The sequence below is a fragment of the Alphaproteobacteria bacterium genome, from assembly GCA_035625915.1.
Lineage (GTDB): Bacteria > Pseudomonadota > Alphaproteobacteria > JACZXZ01 > JACZXZ01 > DATDHA01.
Genome location: DASPOR010000170.1, coordinates 1 through 21,339 on the forward strand (window position 1 = coordinate 1; position 21,339 = coordinate 21,339).

Here is a 21,339-nt window from a genome sequence, read left to right on the forward strand (position 1 = left end):
CGGTCACTCGGCGGCGCGGCGCTCCCCGCCCTTGATCAGGCCGACATGCGCCATGGCCTCGCGCACCTTGGCCTTGCTCGCCTCCTGAATTTCGCAAAGCGGCAGCCGAAGCTCCGCCGTGCAAAGCCCGAGAAGGCTCGCGGCGTACTTGACCGGTCCCGGGCTCGCCTCGATGAATAGCGCCTGATGGAGCGGCGTGAGCTTCTCGTTGATCGTCCTCGCCTTGGAGACATCGGACTTCTGCCAGGCAACATGCATCTCCGAACAGAGCTTCGGCGCCACATTCGCGGTAACCGAAATGCAGCCGTGCCCGCTTTGCGCGAGGAATGCGAGTGACGTGCCGTCCTCACCCGACAAGAGCGAGAATTTAGCGCCGATCGCAAGTTTCGTGCGCACTGGCCGCGCCAGATCGTTGGTTGCGTCCTTAACACCGACGACGCGCGGCAGTTCCGCAAGGCGCGCCATGGTCTCGATCGTCATGTCGATGACGCTGCGGGGCGGGATATTGTAAACGATGATCGGAAGCGCGCAGGAATCATGAATGGCCTTAAAGTGGCGATAGAGACCTTCCTGGGTCGGCTTGTTGTAGTAGGGGGTGACCACAAGCTGGGCATCCGCACCCGCCTTCTCGGCATGCTTCGCGAAATCGATCGCTTCCGCGGTACAGTTAGAGCCGGTACCCGCGACGACCGGGACACGCCCCTTGGCCGTCTCGATGCAAAGCTCGGTAACGCGCTTGTGCTCGGCGTGGCTCAAGGTCGGCGACTCGCCGGTCGTGCCGCAGGGCACCACGCCATGAACGCCTTCCTTGATCTGCCAGTCGACGAAGGATTGGAACGCCTTCTCATCCACCCGTCCATCGCGGAACGGGGTGATCAGCGCGGTCAAACATCCTTTGAACATGGCATTTATCCTCGTTACGGGAACTCTCCAATCAACCGACCTTAAACCGGGCCTGCAGCAGCGGCAAGTGTCGCAATGCCTGAATTTTAACGAAATTAACCAAGCGCAAACTTGGCGGCGACTAATCTTGCGCATAAAATTCGAGACGATCGGGGAAGCGCTGGGCCGCGTTGCGGCCCGCGCTGGGGAAGGATGGACGTGAGGGCAGGTTTACTCGCTTTCGGCGCAATGCTGGGGATTTTGGCCGCGGGGGCGGCCGCGGCCGATTCTTCCGGTCTTTCCACGGAGGATCGGGAAATCTACAAGGCTGCTTTTCATGCCGCCGACGTCAACCGTTGGACCGACGCGAAGAGCCTTGCAAGCCAAGCGAAGGACCCCATACTCGCCAAGGTCATCACTTGGCTCTATGTCATCCGCCCGACTTCGGATGCAAATTTCGACGAAATCGCCGGCTTCTGCGAGGATAACCCCGACTGGCCGAAGCCTGAGTTATTGCGCGAGCGCGGGGAGGCAGCACTCCCGGACGACATGGCGCAAAGCCGCGTGCGCGCTTATTTCGAGCGCAATACCCCTGTTTCGGCCACGGGTAAGGTCCGCTATGCCGAAGCCCTTATGGCGACAGATGAGGAAAAGGCGGGCGCCGACCTGTTGCGCAAGGCATGGATCGAAGGGAATTTCGGCGAGCGACAGGAGCAACTGGTGCTCGAAAAGCACCGGGACCTGATTCGATCCGCGGACAATAATGCAAGGCTGGATCGCCTTCTTTGGGACGGGCAGACACACGCGGCACGCGCGTTGATGCGCCACGTCGATTCGGCGCACGCGGCACTCGCGGATGCCCGCCTGCGCCTCCAGGGAATGGAGCTCGGCGTCGAGCGCGCCATCAGTCGAGTGCCAGGGGACCTTCAGGGCAATCCGGGGTTGCTTTTCGACCGTCTGCGCTGGCGTCAACACAAGGACATGGACGACGAAGCTGCGGCGATTCTCTTTCACCCGCCCGCGGATCTGGTGCGTCCCGAGCTCTGGTGGCAGGCGCGTGCCGTACAGGTGCACCGCGCGCTAGGCCAGGGCCGGGTCCGCGAAGCGCTTCGGTTGGCCGAAAACCACGGGCAGAAGCCCGGCACCACAAATTATGCGGACGCCGAATGGCTTGCGGGTTGGATTGAGCTGCGCCTGCTGCACGAACCGAAACAGGCCCTGAAGCACTTCGACGCAGTGGCGGACGCTGTGCGCTACCCGATCAGCCGCGCGCGCGCGGAATATTGGCAGGGGCGTGCCCAAGAGGATTTGGGGAAGAGCAAGGAAGCAAGCGACTCTTTTGCGGCGGCGGCCAATTTCAGTGCAACCTATTACGGACAGGTCGCCGCATTGCGAATCGACGCATCCGCACGCTTCGTCCTGCCACCCTCGCCCAAGCCGGCCGTTTTCCAGCGCGAGGTCTTCGAGAGCAAGGAACTCGTGCGCGTTGTTCGCGCCCTTGGCCAGGTCGGGGAGGAGGATCTCAAAGAAGTCTTCATCAAGCGCCTCGGCGGTCTTGCGACCACACCCGAAGAGGCCGTGCTGGTCGCGGATCTCGCGGTTTCGGAAATGAGGCCGGACCTCGCGGTGCGCCTTGCGCGCCAAACCTGGCACGGCGAGGTTCCGCTCACCGTCCACAGTTATCCCACAAGGACGCTGCCGCCTACCGTTTCGACGGAGGGTGCCCTCGTTCTCGCCGTGATCCGGCAGGAGAGTGCATTCGATCCGCGAGCCGTGAGCCGTGCCGGTGCGCTCGGTCTGATGCAGTTGATGCCGGCAACCGCTCGCAAGACCGCAAGCGGCCTCGGTCTCCGGTACGCATCGAACCGCCTCACCGACGACCCCGACTATAACGTGCAAGTGGGGAGTGCCTACCTCACCCAATTGCTCGATGATTTCGGCGGCAGCTACGCGTTGGCGCTCGCAGCATATAACGCTGGTCCCGCGCGCGTGCGCGAATGGATGCGAGACAATGGCGATCCTCGCTCGCCGCAGGTCGATATGATCGACTGGATCGAGATGATTCCATTCGACGAGACTCGGAATTATGTACAGCGCGTGCTCGAAGCGCTGAACATCTACCGTGAGCAGATCGGCGGCGTGCGCGTCGGTCTCGACGGCGAAAATTCAGGACAAAATGGCGCCAGCGAACCTTAGCGCCCCTCGGTGCTCGGCGGCGCGTTTATAATATCATTTGGCTCGTCTCCCACCTTGGGGTCACGAAAATTTGGATTTCCTTCTTTTATAAAACTTGCGACAACTTGCAGCCATGAAACGACTCGATGGTATCCGCGCTTGCGTTTTCGACGCATACGGCACGATTTTCAACTTCACGTCTGCGGCGGCGAAATGCCGCGATGATCTTGGCGACAAGGCAGGACCGCTTGCCACACTCTGGCGCGACAAGCAATTACAATACACATGGCTGCGCACGCTGATGGGGCGCCACGCCGACTTCTGGCAGGTGACGACAGACGGGCTCGATTTCGCTCTCGAAACCCTCGGGTTGAACGATCCCAACCTGCGCAACCGGCTGATGCAGTGCTATATGACGCTCGACTGCTTTCCGGAGGTGCCAGAACTCCTGAAGCGCCTCAGGGCGGCCGGATTGAAGACGGCGATCCTTTCGAATGGCACGCCCAATATGCTCGCCGCCGCCGTGAGCGCGGCCGGTCTCGGCGCGCATCTTGACGCGGTGATATCCGTTGAGGAGGTGGGCGTTTACAAGGTGCATCCGAAGGTCTATCAACGCGCCGTGGATCGATTGGGCGTGAAGCCTGCGGAGATTTCCTTCCAGTCCTCGAATGCGTGGGACGCACATGCGGCATCGGCCTTCGGCTTCAAGGTCGTGTGGTGCAACCGCTATGGCCAACGGGTAGAGCGGCTTCCGGGCAGCCCCAACTTCGAAGTGAAGAGCCTCGCGGAGCTGCCGGCGTTGCTCGGGCTCTGAGTCGAGGCGGTGTGCGATGCCGAATGGCTACCGCGAGGGACGCTATCGCAGCCAGGACGACATCGACCTCTACTTCCGCGATTACGGAGATCCGGGTTCAACGGAGCTTCCACTCCTATGTCTCACGGGTCTCACGCGTAATTCGCGGGATTTCGAGCGCTTGGCCCTGCACTACGCAGCCGAACGGCGTGTCATCTCGCCGGACTATCGCGGACGCGGGCGCTCGCAATACGATCCCAACTGGCGCAACTACCGGCCTGAAGTCTATCTCAACGATATCCGCCATCTTCTCGCCCTACTGGATGTGCACAAGACGGTCGTGATCGGCACCTCCCTCGGAGGGATTCTCGCGATGGCGCTCGGAGCGCTGCAGCCGGTTGCTATTGCGGCCGTCGTCCTCAACGATATCGGCCCGGAGGTGGCGTCTAAGGGGCTGGGGCGCATCCTCGATTACATCAGCGTCGATCGCCCCGAGCGCGACTGGCCGAGCGCCATCGAGAGCCTGAAAAGGCTTTTCCCCTCCCTTTCGGCCGCGACTCCAGAAGACTGGCAGCGCGTGGCGGAAGGCACCTTCCGCATGGGCGAAGACGGCTTGCTTCATTTCGACTGGGACGTGGCGCTCGTCAAACCGATCGCCGGAAGCAGCGATGCGCTGCCTGATCTCTGGCCTCTCTTCCGCGGTTTGCCGAAAGTGCCGGTGCTCGCCGTGCGCGGCGGTGTTTCGGATGTATTGACTGAGGCGACCTTCGAGCGCATGGCGGCGGCAAGGCCAGACTTGATGCGAGCGACCGTCCCGGCAGTCGGTCACGCGCCTTCGCTCGAAGAGCCGATTGCCTGCCAGGCGATCGACGCTCTACTGGGGAGACTGACAGCCTAATCCAAGGCGGCGCGCCACGCGTGCCCCGGCACGAGAAGTGCGAAGCCAGGCACCGGAATCGGACGGCCCCAAAAGTCGCGATCAGTCGGAGGACGCCGCGACCCCGTTGGTCGTTGCCTCGCTCGAAGACGAGCGTCGGTTAGCGGCCCAGCTCGTCAGCGATGATTGCGTGGTCGCCTCGGCGGCGTTGAGACGCTTGCACGTGCCCTCGAACTGAGCACCCGCCTCGATCGCAAGGCTGTCGTGCCAAATATCGCCCTGCACGCGCGAGGTGCGCGCCAGCACGATGGTCTTGGCCCGAATTTGGCCGACGACCGCGCCCGCGACCGTTACGGTGTCGGCCGTTATGGCGCCCTTCACCGACCCGCCCTCGCCGATCGTCAACCGCGTCGTCTTCACGTCGCCCTCGACATTTCCGTCGATCTGGATGTCCCCCTCGGAGACAAGGCCGCCATTGACGGTGAGATCGCTGCTTACAATCGAAGGCATGGCTGGTTTCCCGCTCGAAGTTTTCTCGCTGATGCGCGGAGATTCCGCTCCGGCACCCTTGGCGCTAGTCTTTGCTGTAAACATATTCGCCTGCCTCGATGAATTTGACTGGATTCTGGTGGCGGCCGTCGACGATGACTTCGTAGTGTAGGTGCGTGCCGGTGCTGCGTCCCGTGCTGCCGATCACGCCGATTTGCGTTCGCGCCGCCACCCTTTGACCGACATGCACGTTAACCGACTTCAAATGGGCGTAACGCGTTTTAATGCCCATTCCATGATCGATCTCGACCATTTTGCCAAAAAGACCTTGCCAGCCCGCGAATTCGACTTTCCCTGGCGCGGTCGAAAAGACGGCTGCGCCGGTATCGGCCCCAAGATCGACACCCTCGTGCATGGCGGTTCGTCCATTGAGCGGATCGATACGCGGCCCGAACTCGCTCGTGATGTGATAGTTGTCCACGGGCGAGGTCAACGGCAATCGCTCGAGCACACGGCGCAAGCCCTCTCGGCGCTGCTCCTGAATGTCGAGTGCGGAAACCATCCGGTCGAAGTCGCCGGACCGCACGCTGGCGCTGTCCGACGATGGCGGCTTGCCGACGTTATAGGCGATGAACGGACCGCCCACCCCACCCTTGCCCACACCACGTTCGGAGGCATCTCTGCGCGTTTCGGCGAGCAGCCTGTTCACATCGAGCCCAATCATGGCGATTATGCGCTCGACCTTGCCGCTCCTGCCTTCGGCGCGCTGACTCAAGCGCGCCATCAGAATCTGCTGATCGGACGAGAGTGTCGCGATCTGCTGCTGGAGGTCTGCGACCTGCCGCAACGCAGCATCGCTCTCGCTCTTCGATCGCTCTTCCGCCGCAGTGGCTGCTTTCAAGCGCAGATTGAGTGACGCCACAGCATCGTCGAGCTCGCCGTTCTTGTGTCTGATCTCGGCTAGTTCGGCGTCGATGGCACCGCGTTGGCGCGCCATCTCCGCCGTCGCGGCAATCGAGCGATCGCGTTCTACTTGCGACGCCTCCAAACGGCTAGCGAGTTCGGCCAAATTCCCCGTGAGATCGGCGTTATGCGCCTCGAGAGCGATAAGCGCCAATTGACTCTCGATGCGCATATCCCCAGTGATCATCGGTTCGCGCTGCTTGACCGGGCCGCGATCAAGCATATCGCGATACGCCAGCTGGACCTTTTCGTTGGCAACATCAAGTTCGGCGGCGATGCGGTCGTAAGCAGCTTGTACCTCGGCAAGTTTCCTGTGACTTGCCGCAAGGCGTGCATCATAGGAAAAATAAACATAGGTGGCGTGCAGCGACCAGCAGACGAGCGCCGTAAATAGCATGAAAAAGCCGGCTTGGCGCGATCGCGAGAGCGTCAGGTACCTGACCTGCCCGTTCTCGCGCAAGAATATTTGCCTCTCCTGAAATGCGGCGCCAAGAACCCGGCGCGCCGCACGATCGACTCCCAGAAAACCCATGCTCCGCCTCGCCTCCTGTCGGTGTCTCCGGCAAGCTTCGCGGATTCGCATGCTACTCGCGTACACTCGCGCATCCGCTGCGCCGGTAAATCCCACAGTCGTCGAAACGGCCGGATCGCCAAGCCAGACGCGTTCCACGTCCTCGCTCGGGCGCACAGATGAAGCCGGCCCCTCCGTACTCCTTCTCCGACACGATCAAACCATCGCGTTCGCGTCGGGGGAGCATGTCCTCCAGCGTCGACCGTAGCTTGCGCCCGGAAGCCATGCAAGCAATGATTCGTGACAACATTAGGACGAGTAATGTAGCGCCCAACTACTATAGAGATATATTATGTGCAGCCGCGACTGCGGCAATCCGAAGCTTGGCAGCTACATACGGTATTTTACCGGCAATCTCGGACAAAATTTACGGCGAGCAATCGGGTTTGCTTTTCTCAAGTCGTCTCCATTTATCATTTGCTAGCAATGAAACGCGCGACTCTCCTCTTTTTATCTTGCACGCTCACGGCGATCATCGGTTTGTCCTATTGGTCCTACGAAGGGCGGCTCAAAGCCGTACCCGATGCAGGCGTCAGCCAGATCGACAGCGTGTCCTTCAGCCCCTATCGGCGCGGGCAGAATCCTCTCGCACACATTACGCCCACGCTCACGGAGATTTCGCAGGACATCGAGGTGCTCGCGGGACGCGTCGGAACCGTTCGAACCTATACGAGTCTCGAAGGGCTCGAGATGGTCCCGCGATTTGCCCGTCCCCTCGGCTTGAAGGTTATGCAGGGCGCTTGGCTCGGTCGAGAGCCTGACGTGAACGAACGAGAAATTCGGAGCGTGATCGATCTTGCCAACCGTTATCCCGACGTCATCGACCGCGTCGTTGTCGGCAATGAGGTGCTTTTACGCAAGGATCTTACGGCAGAGCAACTCGCCGGCTACATCGAACGCGTAAGGGCGGCCGTAAAGCAGCCCGTGACCTACGCCGACGTATGGGAATTCTGGCTTAGGAATCCGCAGCTCGCTCCTCATGTCGATTTCATAACGATCCATATCCTCCCTTATTGGGAGGACGATCCTATCGCGATCGAACATGCTGTCGATCACGTCATGGCGATTTACGCACGCGTACGCGCTGCCTTTCCTGGAAAGCGCGTGATGATCGGCGAGGTCGGCTGGCCGAGCGAAGGGCGCATGCGCGATGGAGCGTTGCCAAGCCCCGCCAACCAAGCACGGCTCGTTCGCGGCTTTCTCAAGGCGGCCAACGGACAGGGCGTTGACTACAACATATTTGCCGCCTTCGACGAACCATGGAAGACGGCACTCGAAGGAACCGTGGGCGGACATTGGGGCATCTTCGACGCAGACAGAAATCCGAAATTCGCACTCGCGGGCCCCATTTCCGACGATCCGGCGTGGCGATGGCATTTTGCGCTGTCGGCACTTTTCGCGTCGATTGCGACCATTCTCCTCGGGCGAAGCCATGAGAGGCTGCGATTTGCCGGCCTGGTGATTGTCGCCAGTGCGGCGCAGGCGTTCGGCATCTTCCTCGTCCTCGACCTGCGGTACGCGGCTGCAACCTCGTACACACCCACAGGCTGGCTCCTCGCGATTGCGGGATTTGTCGCGAATCTCTTCCTCGCAGCACTTCTTCTGCGCGCACTTGCCGACTCACTTTCGGGGCGGCCCTGGCCAACAACGCCGCTGCCGACCGCGGAGGAGGCGCTTAACTTCCTGCGCGGGCGCCCGACCCGTGGACCCACACTCGGCGAACGGGCTCTCGGCATGCTTCAGTTCGGCTTCATTGTCGCGGCGGCAGTCATTGCGATCACACTCGTTGTCGATCCGCGCTATCGCGACTTCCCGAGCGAGGTGTTCCTCTTGCCGGCTGTCGGTTTCGCCGCACTTGCAATTTTCCGCGACAGACGGGCGCCACTGCATGCAAGCCTGCGCGAGGAATCCCTGCTCGTCGCCTTGCTTGTTTTTGGCGCCATCGGCGCGTTTCTTGCTGAGAGCCTCGCGAGCCTTGAACGAATCGGCTGGCACACGGCACTCGCCGGAGCCGGGCGCGCACTCGAGAATAGCGAGGCGCTTGGATGGAGTGCCACATTGCTCCTTCTGGCCTTGCCCTGGACGCTCAAGCTTGCGGCGCGCGGCGGTGCGGTCCCAGCGCCGGCCGTGGCCTGACGCTTGCAATCAGTCCGAATACGAGCGCCAGCGCTCCCATCCCGACATTGTAGTTGACGATGGCGACGACGGAGAGCGCTGCCGCGGCGATCGCCGGCACTCGACCTCCCCGAAAGAGGGCCACGAGGCCTGCAACAACGGCTGCGGCACCGAAGAGCAGATTATGCTGACCAGCCAGGATCGCGAAATGAATCGAACACCACCCGGGATGCGGCTTTACATTGCAGATGAGCGCTACATCGCTCGGTTCGACAAATCGCTCGCGGAGCCACCAGCTCCCGCCATAGGCGAGCGTCATCGCGGCGAGCCCAATCCAAAAGAAGCGCGAGGCGAGGAGTCGCATGCTTAGCATGCGTTCGGAAAGGATAGATGCATGCTCAACCATCCCTTCCGACTCGCGAGCGAAGCCCGCTTCCTTGCGTCACGCACGAATGCGCGCGCGCGCAAGCAATTTGAGTAAGGAAGGGTTCGATTCCAACCGATCATGACCTAATGAGGAGCCTCGATACGCTCCGGCTCCGGCACCTCGCCCGCGGGCATCTTCGCCGCTTCGTCCCGCTCGAACCCATAGGCCGCGCGCACGATATAAAGCGGCCGTCCCTTCACCTCGTTGAATACGCGGCCAATGTAGTCGCCGATGATGCCAAGTGTGAGGAGCTGCATGCCGCCAAGGAACAGGATTGTTACAATGATCGACTCATATCCGGGCACATCGATGCCGTAGATTGCCGTGCGCAACAGGCGAATTACGATGTAGACGAATGCCAGGAGCGATATCGCCGCACCGATCAAGCCCCAAACCTTGAGCGGAAAATTCGAGAAAGCCGTGAGACCGTCGAATGCAAACCGGAGCAGCTTGAAGAAGCCCCACTTGGTGTTACCCTTCTCCCGTTCTACGGGGTTGAACGTCACACCGGTTTGGCGGAACCCGACCCACGCGAATATGCCCTTCATGAAACGGGTGCGTTCCGGCATGCCATTGATCACGTCCACGACGCGCCGATCGAGGAGCCGGAAATCGCCCGCACCGGCTGGCAAGGGGACGTCGGAAAGCCGGTCGAAGATCCAATAGAACGCATGGGCGAAGAAGCGGGCAGGCCCGCTTTGGTATGCACGATTCGCCCGAAGGGCATAGACCACGTCGAAACCTTGGCGCCATTTTTCGATCATGTCGGGAATAAGTTCCGGCGGATGCTGGAGGTCCGCATCGATCGGAATCACGATGTCGCCGCGCGCGCGTGCCAATCCCGCCGAGAGCGCAGGTTCCTTGCCAAAGTTGCGTGAGAAATCGATGATCCGCACGCTGGAATGCTGCGCACGCGCCACGATCAGGCGCTCCAGACTGTTGTCTCGGCTGCCGTCGTTGATGCAGACGATTTCCCAGGGAAGACCAGTTCCATCGAGAACGGCAACGACCCGCGTGAAAAAAGAGTCGATATTGGCACCCTCATTGAAGATAGGCACCACGACCGAGAGGAGCGCAATCCTCCGGCCGCCAGAGGCGGGCCCGCCATTTGTCGAACTGGCGCGCAAGGACGCCATCAACCGCTCTCCCTTGTCTGCGTTACCGGGTCGGAGTTCGGCAGCGGCGCGCTTTCAGCTCGAATCCCGACGCGGTCGATTTTATATAGGATCGCATATTGCGTCCAAAAGGGTCATGGAATCGATGCCAGACAACGTTACCCCACACCGAAACGGCGATTCCTTGCCCGTTGGCATCGTCCTTTGCGCCGACGATTATGGGATCGCACCCGGCGTGGGGGAAGCGATTCGCCATCTTTTGAGCCTCGGCAGGATAAGCGCCACGAGCTGCATGACCGGAAGCGCCTTCTGGCCGGAGGAGGCGCGCGCGCTCAAGCCGTATGCCGAAAGGGCCGATATCGGCCTTCATATCACCTTGACCGATCAGGCCCCGCTCGCCGCTATGCCGCATCTAGCACCCCAAGGTCGCATGCCAAGCATCTTTCGGATGATTTTCCTCTCCCATGGGCGCTGGCTTGCACGCCCCTCGATTCGAAGCGAACTCAAGACCGAGATTGCACGCCAATTCGACCGCTTTCAGTCTGAATTCGGCCGCCCGCCCGCCTATCTCGACGGGCACCAGCACGTGCATCAGCTGCCCGTCGTGCGAGACCTCGTCATCGAGCTTTTTCGCGAGCGCCTCAGTCGTGACGGCGCTTACTTACGCTATTGCACCGAGCGCTTGGGTGCGATCCTCCGGCGGCGGTACTATGCGGGCGAGTCGCTCGGTATCGCGGTTCTCGGTCGTCGCTTTGCGCAGCGCGCCCGCAAAGCCGGCATCCCCGGAAACCGCCGATTCAGCGGCGTTCACGACTTTTCGGGCCGCATACCATATGGCGTTTTGTTCGAGAGCTTCGTCGCGAACGCGTCGGCGGGCACCCTTGTCATGTGCCATCCCGGGATCGCCGATGGTGCCCTCGCAGTCGCCGACCGTGTTACCTCTCGACGTCAGGAAGAATATCAGTATTTTCTAAGCAATGATTTCTTGGAATCACTAAAAAGACATAAGGTATCGATTTCTCGATTCGCAAATAAGTAGTATTGTGTGCAATCGTAGATCATGGCGATTGCCTTTCATTCCCACGGCCGTCAACAAACTCGCCGCTGACCACAGCGGACCGGAGAATATTCAGCGTCCGTTCATCTTATATCTGTTATGAGCCTCTGGATAGCGAGGCATGCAATCCCTTGAGAGGGCTTTGAACGGCTTGAAGCGGCATCGCCGTAGCGCTAACAAGTTAAGCACATCAACCACATAAACTAGGGTCGCGACCGCCTCCCAACCATGTCCCACCTCGAGAGCACCCTCGCCCGGGAAAAGACGATCGCGGCGCCCTGGACCCTGTTGGCGGTCCTTGGGGCAGCGCTGGTGCTTGCCCTACCCGCTCTCTGGAATGGCTATCCGCTCGTCTACTACGACAGCGTCGATTACGTGATCATGCCGTTCAGTTGGGACATGCCGATCTACCGCACCGGCGCCTATGGGGTATTCTCGTTGACGGCACGCCTTACCCACAGCCTGTGGGGCCCGGTCGTCGTCCAGTCCCTGATCGTCGCCTACGTATTGCACGAAGCCTTCCGGCTTTTCACACCCACCATCGCGAATCGGGCTCTCATCGTCGGCACCCTGCTACTTTCCGTCGTGAGCGGACTGCCCTGGGTCACCAGTGAAATCATGCCGGATGCATTTACCGGCGTGGTCGTTCTTGCAACGCTCGTGCTTGCCTTCCATGACGGTAGTCTCCCCCGGTACCGGAGCGCAGCACTGGTCGCGATCCTTGCCGTCGCTACGGCCGTGCATACCTCGCACTTTGCGATCCTGGGCGGCCTGATCGTCTGCCTTCACGCCGCCAAGTGGGCTGTGCGACTCGGCATTCCAGTTCTGTTGCCGAAGCTGCGGATGGTGCTCGTCGGCTTCGTCGTCGCATTGGGCGTCGCAACCGGTTCCAACTGGCTCATGACAGGGCGGCCCTTCCTGATGCAGCCGAGTGCGGTACTTACACTTGGCCTTCTCGTTCAGGACGGACTTGCAAAACAATATCTCGACGAAGTGTGCCGCAAGCCTGGGCCGGACAAGCCGCGCCTGTGCATGGCGCGCAATCGTTTGCCGGACAATGCCAATGCCTTCATTTGGCACGATCCCGACTTCTGGAAGCTTGGCGGCTGGTCGGGAATTGAGGGCGAGGCGCACCGCATCGTCGACGGTTGCCTGAGCAGGTATCCGTTCACCTATGCATGGACCTCCGTCAAGCTGATGTTCAGCCAGCTCGCCATGGTCGAGACGGGTGATGGGATGACACCCATGCAGCATTTCATCGGGCACGCGATCAGGGACTACTATCCGCGCGAGATGACCGCGTTCTCCAATGCCAGACAACAGGCGGATATCGATTTCAGCGCTGCAAACAGCGTTCAAGTGCCAGCGGAAATTGCGAGCTTCATCCTGTTGTTTCCGCTTATCTGGTTTGCGTGGCGTCAGCGCGATCGCTTGAGCCTTACGGTCGCGTCACTTGTGCTGCTCGCCCTTCTCGGCAACGCCTTCGTGTGCGGTGCGCTCTCGAATCCGAACGATCGCTACCAGAACCGCATTGTCTGGGTCGCCATATTGACACTGGGCGTAGGCGGCCTGCGCCTTAAAGAGGCCTCAGGCGACGGTAGTGCCAATCGCTCGCGATATGAAGTGGCTTCATGAGCACGCGCGTGCGCAAATATCTCGCGCCGGCCTTCGCGTGCATTGCCCTCCTGGCACTCGGGTTGCCCACCCGTGCCGCGGGGATCTCGGATGAGTGCAAGACACCTTCGCCTGCCCTCGATCTCGGCGCAACACTTCCCCACACGCTGACACGGCTCGTCAACGGACGTCCAGTCAAGATCGTTGCCTTCGGTTCCTCTTCCACGGCAGGTGCCGGGGCGAGCGATGCGGGGCATGCCTACCCCAGCCAACTTGCCGACGCTCTCGGCCGACTGTTTCCGAAGAGCCATGTGGCCGTGCTCAACAAAGGCGTCAACGGCGAGCAGACGGCGGACATGCTCTCCCGCCTCGATCGTGACGTGCTCGCGGAGCATCCGGACCTCGTCATTTGGCAAAGCGGAAGCAATGAGATTCTCGCCAAAAGCGATCCGGCTGTATTTCGCCGTCAGATGCTCGACGGATTGGCACGACTCAAGTCGGCGGGCGTCGAGGTCGTTTTGATGGATGCTCAATTTGCCCCGCGCATTCTTGAAAATCCCGATTACGGGGCATTCAACGAAGCGCTTCGCGAGATCGCACATCGCGGACGTATTGCAATGTTCGATCGCTTCGAGGTTATGCGCTCCTGGCTCGCATCGGGCAAGGAAGACGAGGCGACTTTCGTCGCCAAGGACCAATTGCACATGACTGACGCCGGCTATCGCTGCGTCGGCCAACTCCTTGCGCATGCTATCGCATCCCAACCCTCCGCCGTGGCCGTGCGCTAGTGTGGTGGATTTGAACCGGAAATTCGCTCATCGTCCCGTGCCTGGATGCTGCGAATTTCGGATTTGCCACACTTGGCTGCGGAAAGGTTAGGTCGTTCCGCGGTACCTCCTCGACCTTATTCGGCCGACGGGGCGCGGCGACTTCAAATTCAATCGTCCAGGACCTAAACGGCACCTTGAGCTCGAGCGGCAGCGACCTCATCGGCGTCGAAGCCCAGCTCAGCGAGAATTTCGTCCGTATGCTCGCCGAGCAGCGGCGAACGCCTGACTTCCGTCGAGCTTGCCGACAGCTTGATCGGATTCCCGACTGTTAGATACTTGCCCCTTGTCGGATGGTCGACTTCGACGACGGTACCTGTCGCACGCAAGGATTGCTCCTCGGCGAGCTCCTTCATGGACAGAATGGGGCCGCACGGGATGTCGTACTTGTTCAGGATTTCCATCGCCTCGAACTTGGTTTTTGTCATCGTCCACTGTTCGATCGTGGCGAAGATTTCCATGAGTCTGGGAAGGCGGGCAACAGGCTTTGCGTAGTCGGGATGCGTGATCCACTCTTCCTTACCGATCACTTTGCAGATCGCCTCCCAAACGGGCGCCTGTGTGATGAAATAGATGTAGGCGTTGGGATCGGTCTCCCAGCCCTTGCATTTCAGAATCCAGCCGGGCTGGCCACCCCCTGACGCATTGCCGGCGCGTGGCACCGATTTGCCAAACCGACCATTGGGGTGCTGAGGGTATTCGGTCAATTTGCCGTTACGCGCGAGGCGCTGTTGGTCGCGCAGTTTCACGCGGCAGAGATTGAGCACACCGTCCTGCATGGCGCACAGCACCTTCTGGCCTTTTCCGTTCATTGTGCGCTGATAGAGGGCGGCCACGATGCCAAGTGCCAGGTTAAGGCCCGTGCCGCTATCGCCGATTTGAGCGCCGGTGACCAAGGGCGGCCCATCGTCGAAGCCTGTCGTCGAGGCGGAACCCCCCGCGCATTGCGCGACGTTTTCATAGACCTTGCAGTCTTCGTAGGGACCGGGGCCGAAGCCTTTGACCGACGCGAGAATCATGCGCGGATTGAGCGATTGAATTCGTGCCCATGTAAGCCCCATTCGATCGAGCGCACCGGGGGCGAAGTTCTCGACCAAAACGTCACAATGGCGCACAAGAGCTTCGAGCACTTTTCGGCCCGCCGGATTCTTGGCGTCGAGCGTAATCGAACGCTTGTTGTGGTTCAGCATGGTAAAGTAGAGGCTGTCCACGTCGGGAATGTCGCGTAATTGGCCGCGCGTGATATCGCCCACGCCCGGCCGTTCCACCTTGATCACGTCGGCGCCCAGCCAAGCGAGAAGTTGCGTGCATGTCGGGCCCGATTGCACATGGGTCATGTCGAGAATGCGAACGCCGTCGAGCGCTCGCTCGCCTTTGCCGCGCCGGGCTTTCACGACCTTTTCGCGCGAGGCGCGCGGCGCTTTAGCGACTTTGCGCGCCGCATTGTTTTTCGCCCGTGCTCGCACGACGGTTTTGGCGCGCATCTTTTTTGCGACCAGGCGCTTGGTGGTTGCGCTTCTCTTGGGCTTAGCGGAAGCCTTCGCTTTGGCCATGGGTTTCCTCTTGGAACGAGCTTATCGGCGTCGAGTCGAGAGGTACGGCGCATCAGGAATTTCCGGCGCAACCCCTACCCGCATCATTTGTACATTGTTTGATTCTTGGTGCCCGGCGCGTAGACATCGGGATCGACCCAGATGTTGATGAGTGCGGGTACCCCAGACTTGACCGCCTGCCGGCCGCGCTCGAGGGCGGCACGAATCTGGTTCGGATCGCGCACCTCCTCGCCGTATCCGCCAAGCATTTCGGCGAACTTCGAGAAAGGCACGTCACCAAGCTTGTTGCCCACATTGCCTCGGTTCTCGCCGTATTTCGCAATCTGTCCATACCTGATCTGGTTCATCGCCGAGTTGTTGCCGATGACACCCAGGAACGGCAGCTTGAAGCGAATGCAGGTTTCGAGATCGAAGCCCGTCATCGCGAATGCCCCATCGCCGAAGTAACAGAGTACTTCCTTGCCGGGATGCGCGAATTTGGCGGCCATGGCGAACGGCACGCCGACGCCGAGGGTGCCGAGTGGGCCGGGGTCCATCCAGTGACCCGGCTGGCGCGGCTGCACGGCCTGTGCGGTGATCGTAACGACGTCGCCGCCGTCGCCAATGTAGATTGTGTCCTCGGTCATGAACTCGTTGATTTCCCAGGCCACGCGATAGGGATTGATCGGTGTGGCGTCCGATTTGAAATCCTTCATGAATTTTTCGACACCCACGACCTCGCCCTTGGCCAGTTCGTCGAGCCAGGCCTTGCGACGCCTAGCGCCGTTGTCTGTGCGTCCCGTCGTCGCATCGGTCACTGCCTTCAAGATGACGCCGCAATCGCCGACCAGTCCGAGGTCGATGTCCCGATTCTTGCCGACGGTGCGGTAGTCGAGATCGATCTGTACGACCGTCGCGTTCGGGTTGAGGCGCCGCCCGTAGCCCATCCGGAAGTCGAAGGGTGTACCGACGATGATGATCAGATCGGCCTTATCGAAGGCAAAAGCACGCGTCTTCGAGAAGTGGTGTGGATCGCCCGGCGGCAGTGTCCCGCGTCCTGCACCGTTCATATAGGCAGGCACGTTGAGCTTGCGCACGAACTCGATCGCATCCTTGGCGGCCCTGCAGGTCCACACTTGCGAGCCGAGCAGGATGCAGGGGCGTTCGGACTTCACGACGAGGTCGGCAAGCTTTTGGATTTCGGCGGACTCGGGCATGAGGCGCGTCGAGGCGCGGTATTTGCCCGGCGCAGGAATTCGCGCCTTTGAAATTTCGATCTGCGCGTCGAGCACGTCGCGCGGAATTTCGAGAAATGCGGGGCCGGGTGCCCCGTTCATCGTCTCCCGGAAGGCCATGCTGACCATGTCCGCAATGCGCGCGGTCGACTGCACGCTCGAAGCGAACTTGGTGATCGGCTGCATGATGTCGACGTGGGGCAGGTCCTGAAGGCCACCCATCTTATGCTGGGTGAGGGCGCTCTGGCCGCCGATGAGGAGGAACGGACTTTCCGCGCGAAAGGCGTTGGCCACACCCGTAACGGCGTCCGTCGTGCCGGGACCTGCCGTCACCACGGCGCAGCCGGGCCGGCCGGTCATGCGGGCATAGCCATCGGCCGCGTGCGCCGCAACTTGCTCATGGCGCACGTCGATGATCTTTATCCCTTCATCGAGGCAGCCGTCGTAAATATCGATGATGTGGCCGCCACAGAGGGTAAAGATCACCTCGATCCCTTCGGCCTTGAGCGCCTTCGCGACGAGATGGCCGCCCGAGATCTTTTCGGCCGGCGACTGTGCCGTTGCAAGCTTCTTTGCTGCTTCCGCCATGGGCTTCCTCCGCTTTGCCGGTCGGTTCTTGCCGCTCGGCCTTTTCGTTTTGCTTACTCAGTCGAGATAGTGGACGTTCTTCTCCACGTGTGAGGCGAGGTCGAGCGTGTGCTTGCGAGCCAGCCCCTCCGCGAGTTCCGTATCCCGCGACTCGAGTGCCCGAATGATCGCAAGATGATCGATGATCGAGCGTTCCGCACGATGATCCTCATGGATCGTCTTGTGACGGATCGCGCGCATATGAATGAAGAGATTCTCCGCCATCTGGCAGAGGAGTTCGCAACGGCTCATGCGCAGGATCGCAGTATGGAATTTGATGTTCGTTTCGGAATACTCGTCAATGTGCGCGCTGATCCGGCCTCCTTCGAAGGTCGCGAACATCTGGCGTAACGTCGCGATCTCCTCGTCGCTCGCGCGTTCGGTGACGAGTCGTGCTGCCATGCCTTCGAGGGCGGCCCACACGGTAATCATCTCGAGAATTTCGCGCTTGGATTTGCGGACGACGAAAACCCCTTTGCGTGGTGCTGTACGAACGAGACCTTCTTGCTCGAGCCGAGCGATCGCCTCCCGGATCGGCGTGCGGCTGACGCCAAGTTCAAGCGAAAGTTGACGTTCGTCGAGCCGCGGCTCGCCGGGCTCGGCATAGATGTTCATTTGCGTGATTGCTTGCTTGAGCGCCTCGTAGATCTTGTCCTTGAGGACAAAATTAAGCTCGATCGGCTGCACCTTGAGCGTCGCACTTACCATTGCAGTCCCCTCTCATTGCGCGCCAAACGGTTGTGATCGAGGTATCGTTAGCAAAGAAGATCGCTACACCCCCGGGGCCGAATCTTTATTCTGGAATACATTATGCCAAGAGGCCTGCATGTGCAAGCGGCGTAAGGCGCCAGAAGGTCGCTATGGCGAGTTGGGGGCATAGAACGACCGCTTGAGAGCCTATGATGCCGCCGCGTTGCCCCGCTCGCTAATTTGGCATACTTTATTCCAGTCCTTGATGCGCGTCGCGAGGCGCAGCTATAAGGTGCAAGCCGATGGGCGTCGCCTGATGCCGGCGAATGACGGTTGCGTATCGAAGTAACCTGATCCTTGCGGTGCGGCTGAGGTTTGATCACGCGAACCATACGCGCTTAAGAAAAGAAGACGAAGGTCGAGGAAGATGCCCGAAGAAAATCAGCAAGTTCGGAAATACGCCCACCCGGGAAGCGGGCGGCGCGGTGCCAAGGCCTTCCCGAAGGGCCGGCAAGTCGACCCCACCGCCCTGAAGGACGTTCGCACGCTACTCGCGGATCGTCCCCGTCAACGCGATTTGCTGATCGAATATCTGCACCTGATCCAGGACGAATTCCACCATTTGAGCGCGCGCCATCTCGCGGCCTTGGCGGCGGAGATGCAGCTTGCCCAAGCAGAGGTCTATGAGGTCGCGACGTTCTACGCACATTTCGATGTCGTGCTCGAGGACGAAACGCCGCCGCCCGCACTTACCGTCCGCGTCTGCGACAGCGTGAGCTGCGAACTCATGGGTGCCAAGAAACTCCTCGCCGAGTTGCCCAAGGCTGTCGGCCGCGATGTGCGCGTCATCCGCGCCCCGTGCATGGGCCACTGCGATACCGCACCCGTCGCCGAAATTGGCCATCGACATTTCGATCGGGCAAGTGTGGAAGAGCTCGTGAAGGCGGTTCGGGCGAAGAACACTCATCCCGCGATCCCTGCTTATCGCGATCTCGAGGCCTACCGGGCCGACGGCGGTTACAAGCTTCTCGATGAGTGCCGCAACGGCCGGCGTACAGTCGAAGAGGTTGTCAAACTGATCGACAGTGCCGGCCTGCGCGGTCTCGGTGGCGCTGGATTTCCGACGAGCCGAAAATGGGGGTTCGTCCGGAACAATTCAGGTCCTCGTCTTATGGCCGTCAACGCCGATGAGGGCGAGCCTGGGACCTTCAAGGACCGTTGGTATCTGGAACGCGACCCGCACCGTTGCCTTGAAGGCGCGTTGATCGCCGCTTGGGGCATCGATGCCGCCGAGGTCTACATCTATCTACGAGACGAGTATCCGCCGATCCGAATATTGCTCACCAAAGAGATCGCGAAACTGGACGACGCGGGCATCACAGGTGGCGTGAAGCTCCACCTGCGGCGAGGTGCAGGTGCTTACATATGTGGCGAGGAGTCGGCGATGCTCGACAGCATCGAAGGCAAGCGCGGATTGCCGCGTCACAAACCACCCTACCCCGCCGAGGTCGGCCTATTCGGCCGCCCGACCCTCATCCATAACGTCGAGACGCTTCATTGGATACGTGACATCGTCGAGAAGGGCCCCGCTTGGTTTACCGGCCAAGGCCGGAATGGCCGCAAGGGCGTGCGAAGCTTCTCGGTGTCCGGTCGCGTCAAGAACCCGGGCATGAAACTTGCCCCTGCCGGCATTACCGTGCGGGAGCTGATCGATGAATATTGCGGCGGCATGGCGGAAGGCCACAAGTTCAAGGGCTACCTGCCCGGTGGCGCTTCGGGTGGAATCTTGCCCGCCTCGATGGACAATCTACCCCTCGATTTCGGCACGCTCGAGGCCCATGGATGCTTCATAGGTTCGGCTGCGATCATCGTTCTTTCGGATAAGGACGACATCAAGGCGGTTGCTCTTAACCTCATGCGTTTTTTCGAGGACGAAAGCTGCGGTCAGTGCACGCCGTGCCGGGTCGGCACGGAAAAAGCTGTCAAGCTTATGGAGCGGCCCGTGTGGGATGAGAAACTACTGGACGAACTGTCCGCCACCATGCGCGATGCTTCGATCTGCGGCCTTGGCCAGGCAGCACCCAATCCACTGATGAGCGTGTTCAAGTATTTCCGCGAGGACCTGCGATGAGCGACAAAATAAAGTTCACTCTGGACGGGCGGGAGGTCGAGGCCGCTCCCGGTGAGACGATCTGGCAGGCTGCGAACCGCCTCGGCAACGAGATTCCTCATCTCTGCTGGCAGCCCTACCCCGACTATCGCGCCGACGGTAATTGCAGGGCGTGCATGGTCGAGGTCGAGGGAGAGCGCGTGCTCGCCGCATCCTGTATTCGCAAACCGACATCCGGCATGAAGGTCCGGGCGGTTTCGGAGCGAGCGAAGGCCGCGCGCAAGATGGTCATGGAACTCCTCGTTGCCGATCAGCCGACGAAGGAAGTCGCACACGATCCAAAGTCGGAATTCTGGCGCTGGGCGGACTCCTTCGGTATCGAAATTTCGCGCTTTCCGCGGCGGGAGAGCCCGAAGCTCGACGCGAGCCACCCCGCGATGCGCGTCAACCTCGACGCTTGCATTCACTGCAATTTGTGTGTCCGCGCCTGCCGGGAGATTCAGGTCAACGACGTGATTGGAATGGCGCGGCGAGGCCACAACGCCAAAATCGTGTTCGACTTCGACGACCCGATGGGTGCGAGCACCTGTGTTGCGTGCGGTGAATGCGTGCAGGCCTGCCCCACGGGGGCGCTCATGCCGGCGACTGTCCTCGACGCACGACAGCGGCTGGCCAAGGAGGCTGACCGGGAGGTTGAGAGCGTGTGCCCCTATTGCGGGGTCGGTTGCCAGATCACCTTCAAGATCAAGGACGACAAGCTCCTGTATGCGGAGGGCAAGTCGGGACCCTCCAATCATGCCCGGCTTTGCGTCAAGGGCCGCTTTGGTTTTGATTACGTTCACCATCCCCATCGCTTGACGAAGCCGCTTGTCCGTAAACCGGGTGTACCAAAGCATAGCGACGATCAGGTCGACCCCGCGAACCCTTGGACGCATTTTCGCGAAGCAAGCTGGGACGAGGCGCTGGCACTTGCGGCAGGTGGGCTCAAACGCATTCGCGACGAACATGGCAAGAAATCGCTTGCCGGATTTGGCTCGGCGAAGGGTTCGAACGAGGAAGCGTATCTTTTCCAAAAGCTCGTGCGCACGGGTTTCGGATCGAACAACGTCGACCACTGCACGCGGCTTTGCCACGCCTCGTCGGTCGCGGCACTCATGGAGGGAATCGGTTCGGGTGCGGTCACCGCGACCTTCAACGAGTGCGAAAATTCCGATGTCATCATCGTGATCGGCGCCAATCC

17 protein-coding genes are annotated in these 21,339 nt (G+C 60.7%); 9 read left to right on the forward strand and 8 right to left on the reverse strand.

Annotated elements, in window-relative coordinates; all coding sequences use genetic code 11:
- Positions 1 to 3 precede the first annotated feature (3 nt).
- A complete protein-coding gene (gene dapA, locus VEJ16_13095; GenBank protein ID HYB10599.1) occupies positions 4 to 903 on the reverse strand; it encodes a 4-hydroxy-tetrahydrodipicolinate synthase in 900 nt (299 codons plus the stop codon).
- 198 nt (positions 904 to 1,101) lie between these two features.
- On the opposite strand from dapA, the gene VEJ16_13100 reads away from it, so the two are divergent.
- The 3 genes from VEJ16_13100 (at position 1,102) to VEJ16_13110 (ending at position 4,748) form a co-directional block, all read left to right on the forward strand.
- Positions 1,102 to 3,078, forward strand: a complete 1,977-nt coding sequence (locus tag VEJ16_13100; GenBank protein HYB10600.1) for a lytic transglycosylase domain-containing protein — start codon at positions 1,102 to 1,104, stop codon at positions 3,076 to 3,078.
- 112 nt (positions 3,079 to 3,190) lie between these two features.
- Positions 3,191 to 3,871 (forward strand): haloacid dehalogenase type II, encoded by a 681-nt coding sequence (locus tag VEJ16_13105; protein ID HYB10601.1) that lies wholly within the window; start codon positions 3,191 to 3,193, stop codon positions 3,869 to 3,871.
- A 16-nt stretch (positions 3,872 to 3,887) separates the two neighbouring features.
- The gene (locus tag VEJ16_13110) at positions 3,888 to 4,748 is read left to right on the forward strand and encodes an alpha/beta hydrolase (GenBank protein ID HYB10602.1); all 861 of its coding nucleotides are present in this window, start codon (positions 3,888 to 3,890) and stop codon (positions 4,746 to 4,748) included.
- 81 nt (positions 4,749 to 4,829) lie between these two features.
- On the opposite strand, the gene VEJ16_13115 is transcribed toward VEJ16_13110, so the two are convergent.
- Positions 4,830 to 5,237 (reverse strand): polymer-forming cytoskeletal protein, encoded by a 408-nt coding sequence (locus VEJ16_13115; protein HYB10603.1) that lies wholly within the window; start codon positions 5,235 to 5,237, stop codon positions 4,830 to 4,832.
- A 64-nt stretch (positions 5,238 to 5,301) separates the two neighbouring features.
- Positions 5,302 to 6,711 (reverse strand): peptidoglycan DD-metalloendopeptidase family protein, encoded by a 1,410-nt coding sequence (locus VEJ16_13120; protein HYB10604.1) that lies wholly within the window; start codon positions 6,709 to 6,711, stop codon positions 5,302 to 5,304.
- A gap of 465 nt (positions 6,712 to 7,176) precedes the next feature.
- Between VEJ16_13120 and VEJ16_13125 the strand changes: the two genes are divergently transcribed.
- Positions 7,177 to 8,886 (forward strand): glycosyl hydrolase family 17 protein, encoded by a 1,710-nt coding sequence (locus VEJ16_13125; protein ID HYB10605.1) that lies wholly within the window; start codon positions 7,177 to 7,179, stop codon positions 8,884 to 8,886.
- Here VEJ16_13125 and VEJ16_13130 read toward each other — a convergent pair.
- Together VEJ16_13130 and VEJ16_13135 are read right to left on the reverse strand one after the other, a co-directional pair.
- Entirely contained in the window at positions 8,837 to 9,271 is a 435-nt protein-coding gene (locus tag VEJ16_13130; protein HYB10606.1) for a hypothetical protein, read from the reverse strand. The genes VEJ16_13125 and VEJ16_13130 overlap by 50 nt on opposite strands.
- Positions 9,272 to 9,375: 104 nt before the next feature.
- Positions 9,376 to 10,428, reverse strand: a complete 1,053-nt coding sequence (locus VEJ16_13135; protein HYB10607.1) for a glycosyltransferase family 2 protein — start codon at positions 10,426 to 10,428, stop codon at positions 9,376 to 9,378.
- Between the two features lie 124 nt (positions 10,429 to 10,552).
- Between VEJ16_13135 and VEJ16_13140 the strand changes: the two genes are divergently transcribed.
- The 3 genes from VEJ16_13140 to VEJ16_13150 all read left to right on the forward strand — a co-directional run bounded on the left by VEJ16_13140 (position 10,553) and on the right by VEJ16_13150 (position 13,866).
- The gene (locus VEJ16_13140) at positions 10,553 to 11,446 is read left to right on the forward strand and encodes a ChbG/HpnK family deacetylase (GenBank protein HYB10608.1); all 894 of its coding nucleotides are present in this window, start codon (positions 10,553 to 10,555) and stop codon (positions 11,444 to 11,446) included.
- 246 nt (positions 11,447 to 11,692) lie between these two features.
- Positions 11,693 to 13,099: a hypothetical protein gene (locus VEJ16_13145; GenBank protein ID HYB10609.1), complete on the forward strand. Its 1,407-nt coding sequence runs from the start codon at positions 11,693 to 11,695 to the stop codon at positions 13,097 to 13,099.
- On the forward strand, positions 13,096 to 13,866 hold the full coding sequence (locus tag VEJ16_13150) for an SGNH/GDSL hydrolase family protein (protein HYB10610.1): 771 nt from the start codon (positions 13,096 to 13,098) through the stop codon (positions 13,864 to 13,866). Before VEJ16_13145 ends, VEJ16_13150 begins: the two co-directional genes overlap by 4 nt.
- A gap of 164 nt (positions 13,867 to 14,030) precedes the next feature.
- Here VEJ16_13150 and frc read toward each other — a convergent pair whose 3' ends face one another.
- The 3 genes from frc to VEJ16_13165 form a co-directional block, all read right to left on the reverse strand.
- On the reverse strand, positions 14,031 to 15,458 hold the full coding sequence (frc, locus tag VEJ16_13155) for a formyl-CoA transferase (protein HYB10611.1): 1,428 nt from the start codon (positions 15,456 to 15,458) through the stop codon (positions 14,031 to 14,033).
- Between the two features lie 83 nt (positions 15,459 to 15,541).
- On the reverse strand, positions 15,542 to 17,260 hold the full coding sequence (locus VEJ16_13160) for a thiamine pyrophosphate-binding protein (protein HYB10612.1): 1,719 nt from the start codon (positions 17,258 to 17,260) through the stop codon (positions 15,542 to 15,544).
- 57 nt (positions 17,261 to 17,317) lie between these two features.
- Positions 17,318 to 18,007: a GntR family transcriptional regulator gene (locus VEJ16_13165; protein ID HYB10613.1), complete on the reverse strand. Its 690-nt coding sequence runs from the start codon at positions 18,005 to 18,007 to the stop codon at positions 17,318 to 17,320.
- A 409-nt stretch (positions 18,008 to 18,416) separates the two neighbouring features.
- On the opposite strand from VEJ16_13165, the gene VEJ16_13170 reads away from it, so the two are divergent.
- A complete protein-coding gene (locus VEJ16_13170) occupies positions 18,417 to 20,120 on the forward strand; it encodes an NAD(P)H-dependent oxidoreductase subunit E (protein HYB10614.1) in 1,704 nt (567 codons plus the stop codon).
- Positions 20,117 to 21,339: 2Fe-2S iron-sulfur cluster-binding protein (locus VEJ16_13175; GenBank protein ID HYB10615.1), on the forward strand; the 1,223-nt coding region annotated here is incomplete at its 3' end. The genes VEJ16_13170 and VEJ16_13175, both read left to right, overlap by 4 nt.

What these genes read in the sequence shown, in the direction of transcription:
- VEJ16_13170 (HYB10614.1), top strand. Translation starts at nt 18,417, where the DNA reads ATGCCCGAAGAAAATCAGCAAGTTCGGAAATACGCCCACCCGGGAAGC.
- VEJ16_13115 (HYB10603.1), bottom strand. Translation starts at nt 5,237, where the DNA reads ATGCCTTCGATTGTAAGCAGCGATCTCACCGTCAATGGCGGCCTTGTC.
- dapA (HYB10599.1), bottom strand. Translation starts at nt 903, where the DNA reads ATGTTCAAAGGATGTTTGACCGCGCTGATCACCCCGTTCCGCGATGGA.
- VEJ16_13135 (HYB10607.1), bottom strand. Translation starts at nt 10,428, where the DNA reads ATGGCGTCCTTGCGCGCCAGTTCGACAAATGGCGGGCCCGCCTCTGGC.
- VEJ16_13105 (HYB10601.1), top strand. Translation starts at nt 3,191, where the DNA reads ATGAAACGACTCGATGGTATCCGCGCTTGCGTTTTCGACGCATACGGC.
- VEJ16_13150 (HYB10610.1), top strand. Translation starts at nt 13,096, where the DNA reads ATGAGCACGCGCGTGCGCAAATATCTCGCGCCGGCCTTCGCGTGCATT.
- VEJ16_13145 (HYB10609.1), top strand. Translation starts at nt 11,693, where the DNA reads ATGTCCCACCTCGAGAGCACCCTCGCCCGGGAAAAGACGATCGCGGCG.
- VEJ16_13130 (HYB10606.1), bottom strand. Translation starts at nt 9,271, where the DNA reads ATGGTTGAGCATGCATCTATCCTTTCCGAACGCATGCTAAGCATGCGA.
- VEJ16_13110 (HYB10602.1), top strand. Translation starts at nt 3,888, where the DNA reads ATGCCGAATGGCTACCGCGAGGGACGCTATCGCAGCCAGGACGACATC.
- VEJ16_13165 (HYB10613.1), bottom strand. Translation starts at nt 18,007, where the DNA reads ATGGTAAGTGCGACGCTCAAGGTGCAGCCGATCGAGCTTAATTTTGTC.
- frc (HYB10611.1), bottom strand. Translation starts at nt 15,458, where the DNA reads ATGGCCAAAGCGAAGGCTTCCGCTAAGCCCAAGAGAAGCGCAACCACC.
- VEJ16_13125 (HYB10605.1), top strand. Translation starts at nt 7,177, where the DNA reads ATGAAACGCGCGACTCTCCTCTTTTTATCTTGCACGCTCACGGCGATC.
- VEJ16_13140 (HYB10608.1), top strand. Translation starts at nt 10,553, where the DNA reads ATGCCAGACAACGTTACCCCACACCGAAACGGCGATTCCTTGCCCGTT.
- VEJ16_13160 (HYB10612.1), bottom strand. Translation starts at nt 17,260, where the DNA reads ATGGCGGAAGCAGCAAAGAAGCTTGCAACGGCACAGTCGCCGGCCGAA.
- VEJ16_13120 (HYB10604.1), bottom strand. Translation starts at nt 6,711, where the DNA reads ATGGGTTTTCTGGGAGTCGATCGTGCGGCGCGCCGGGTTCTTGGCGCC.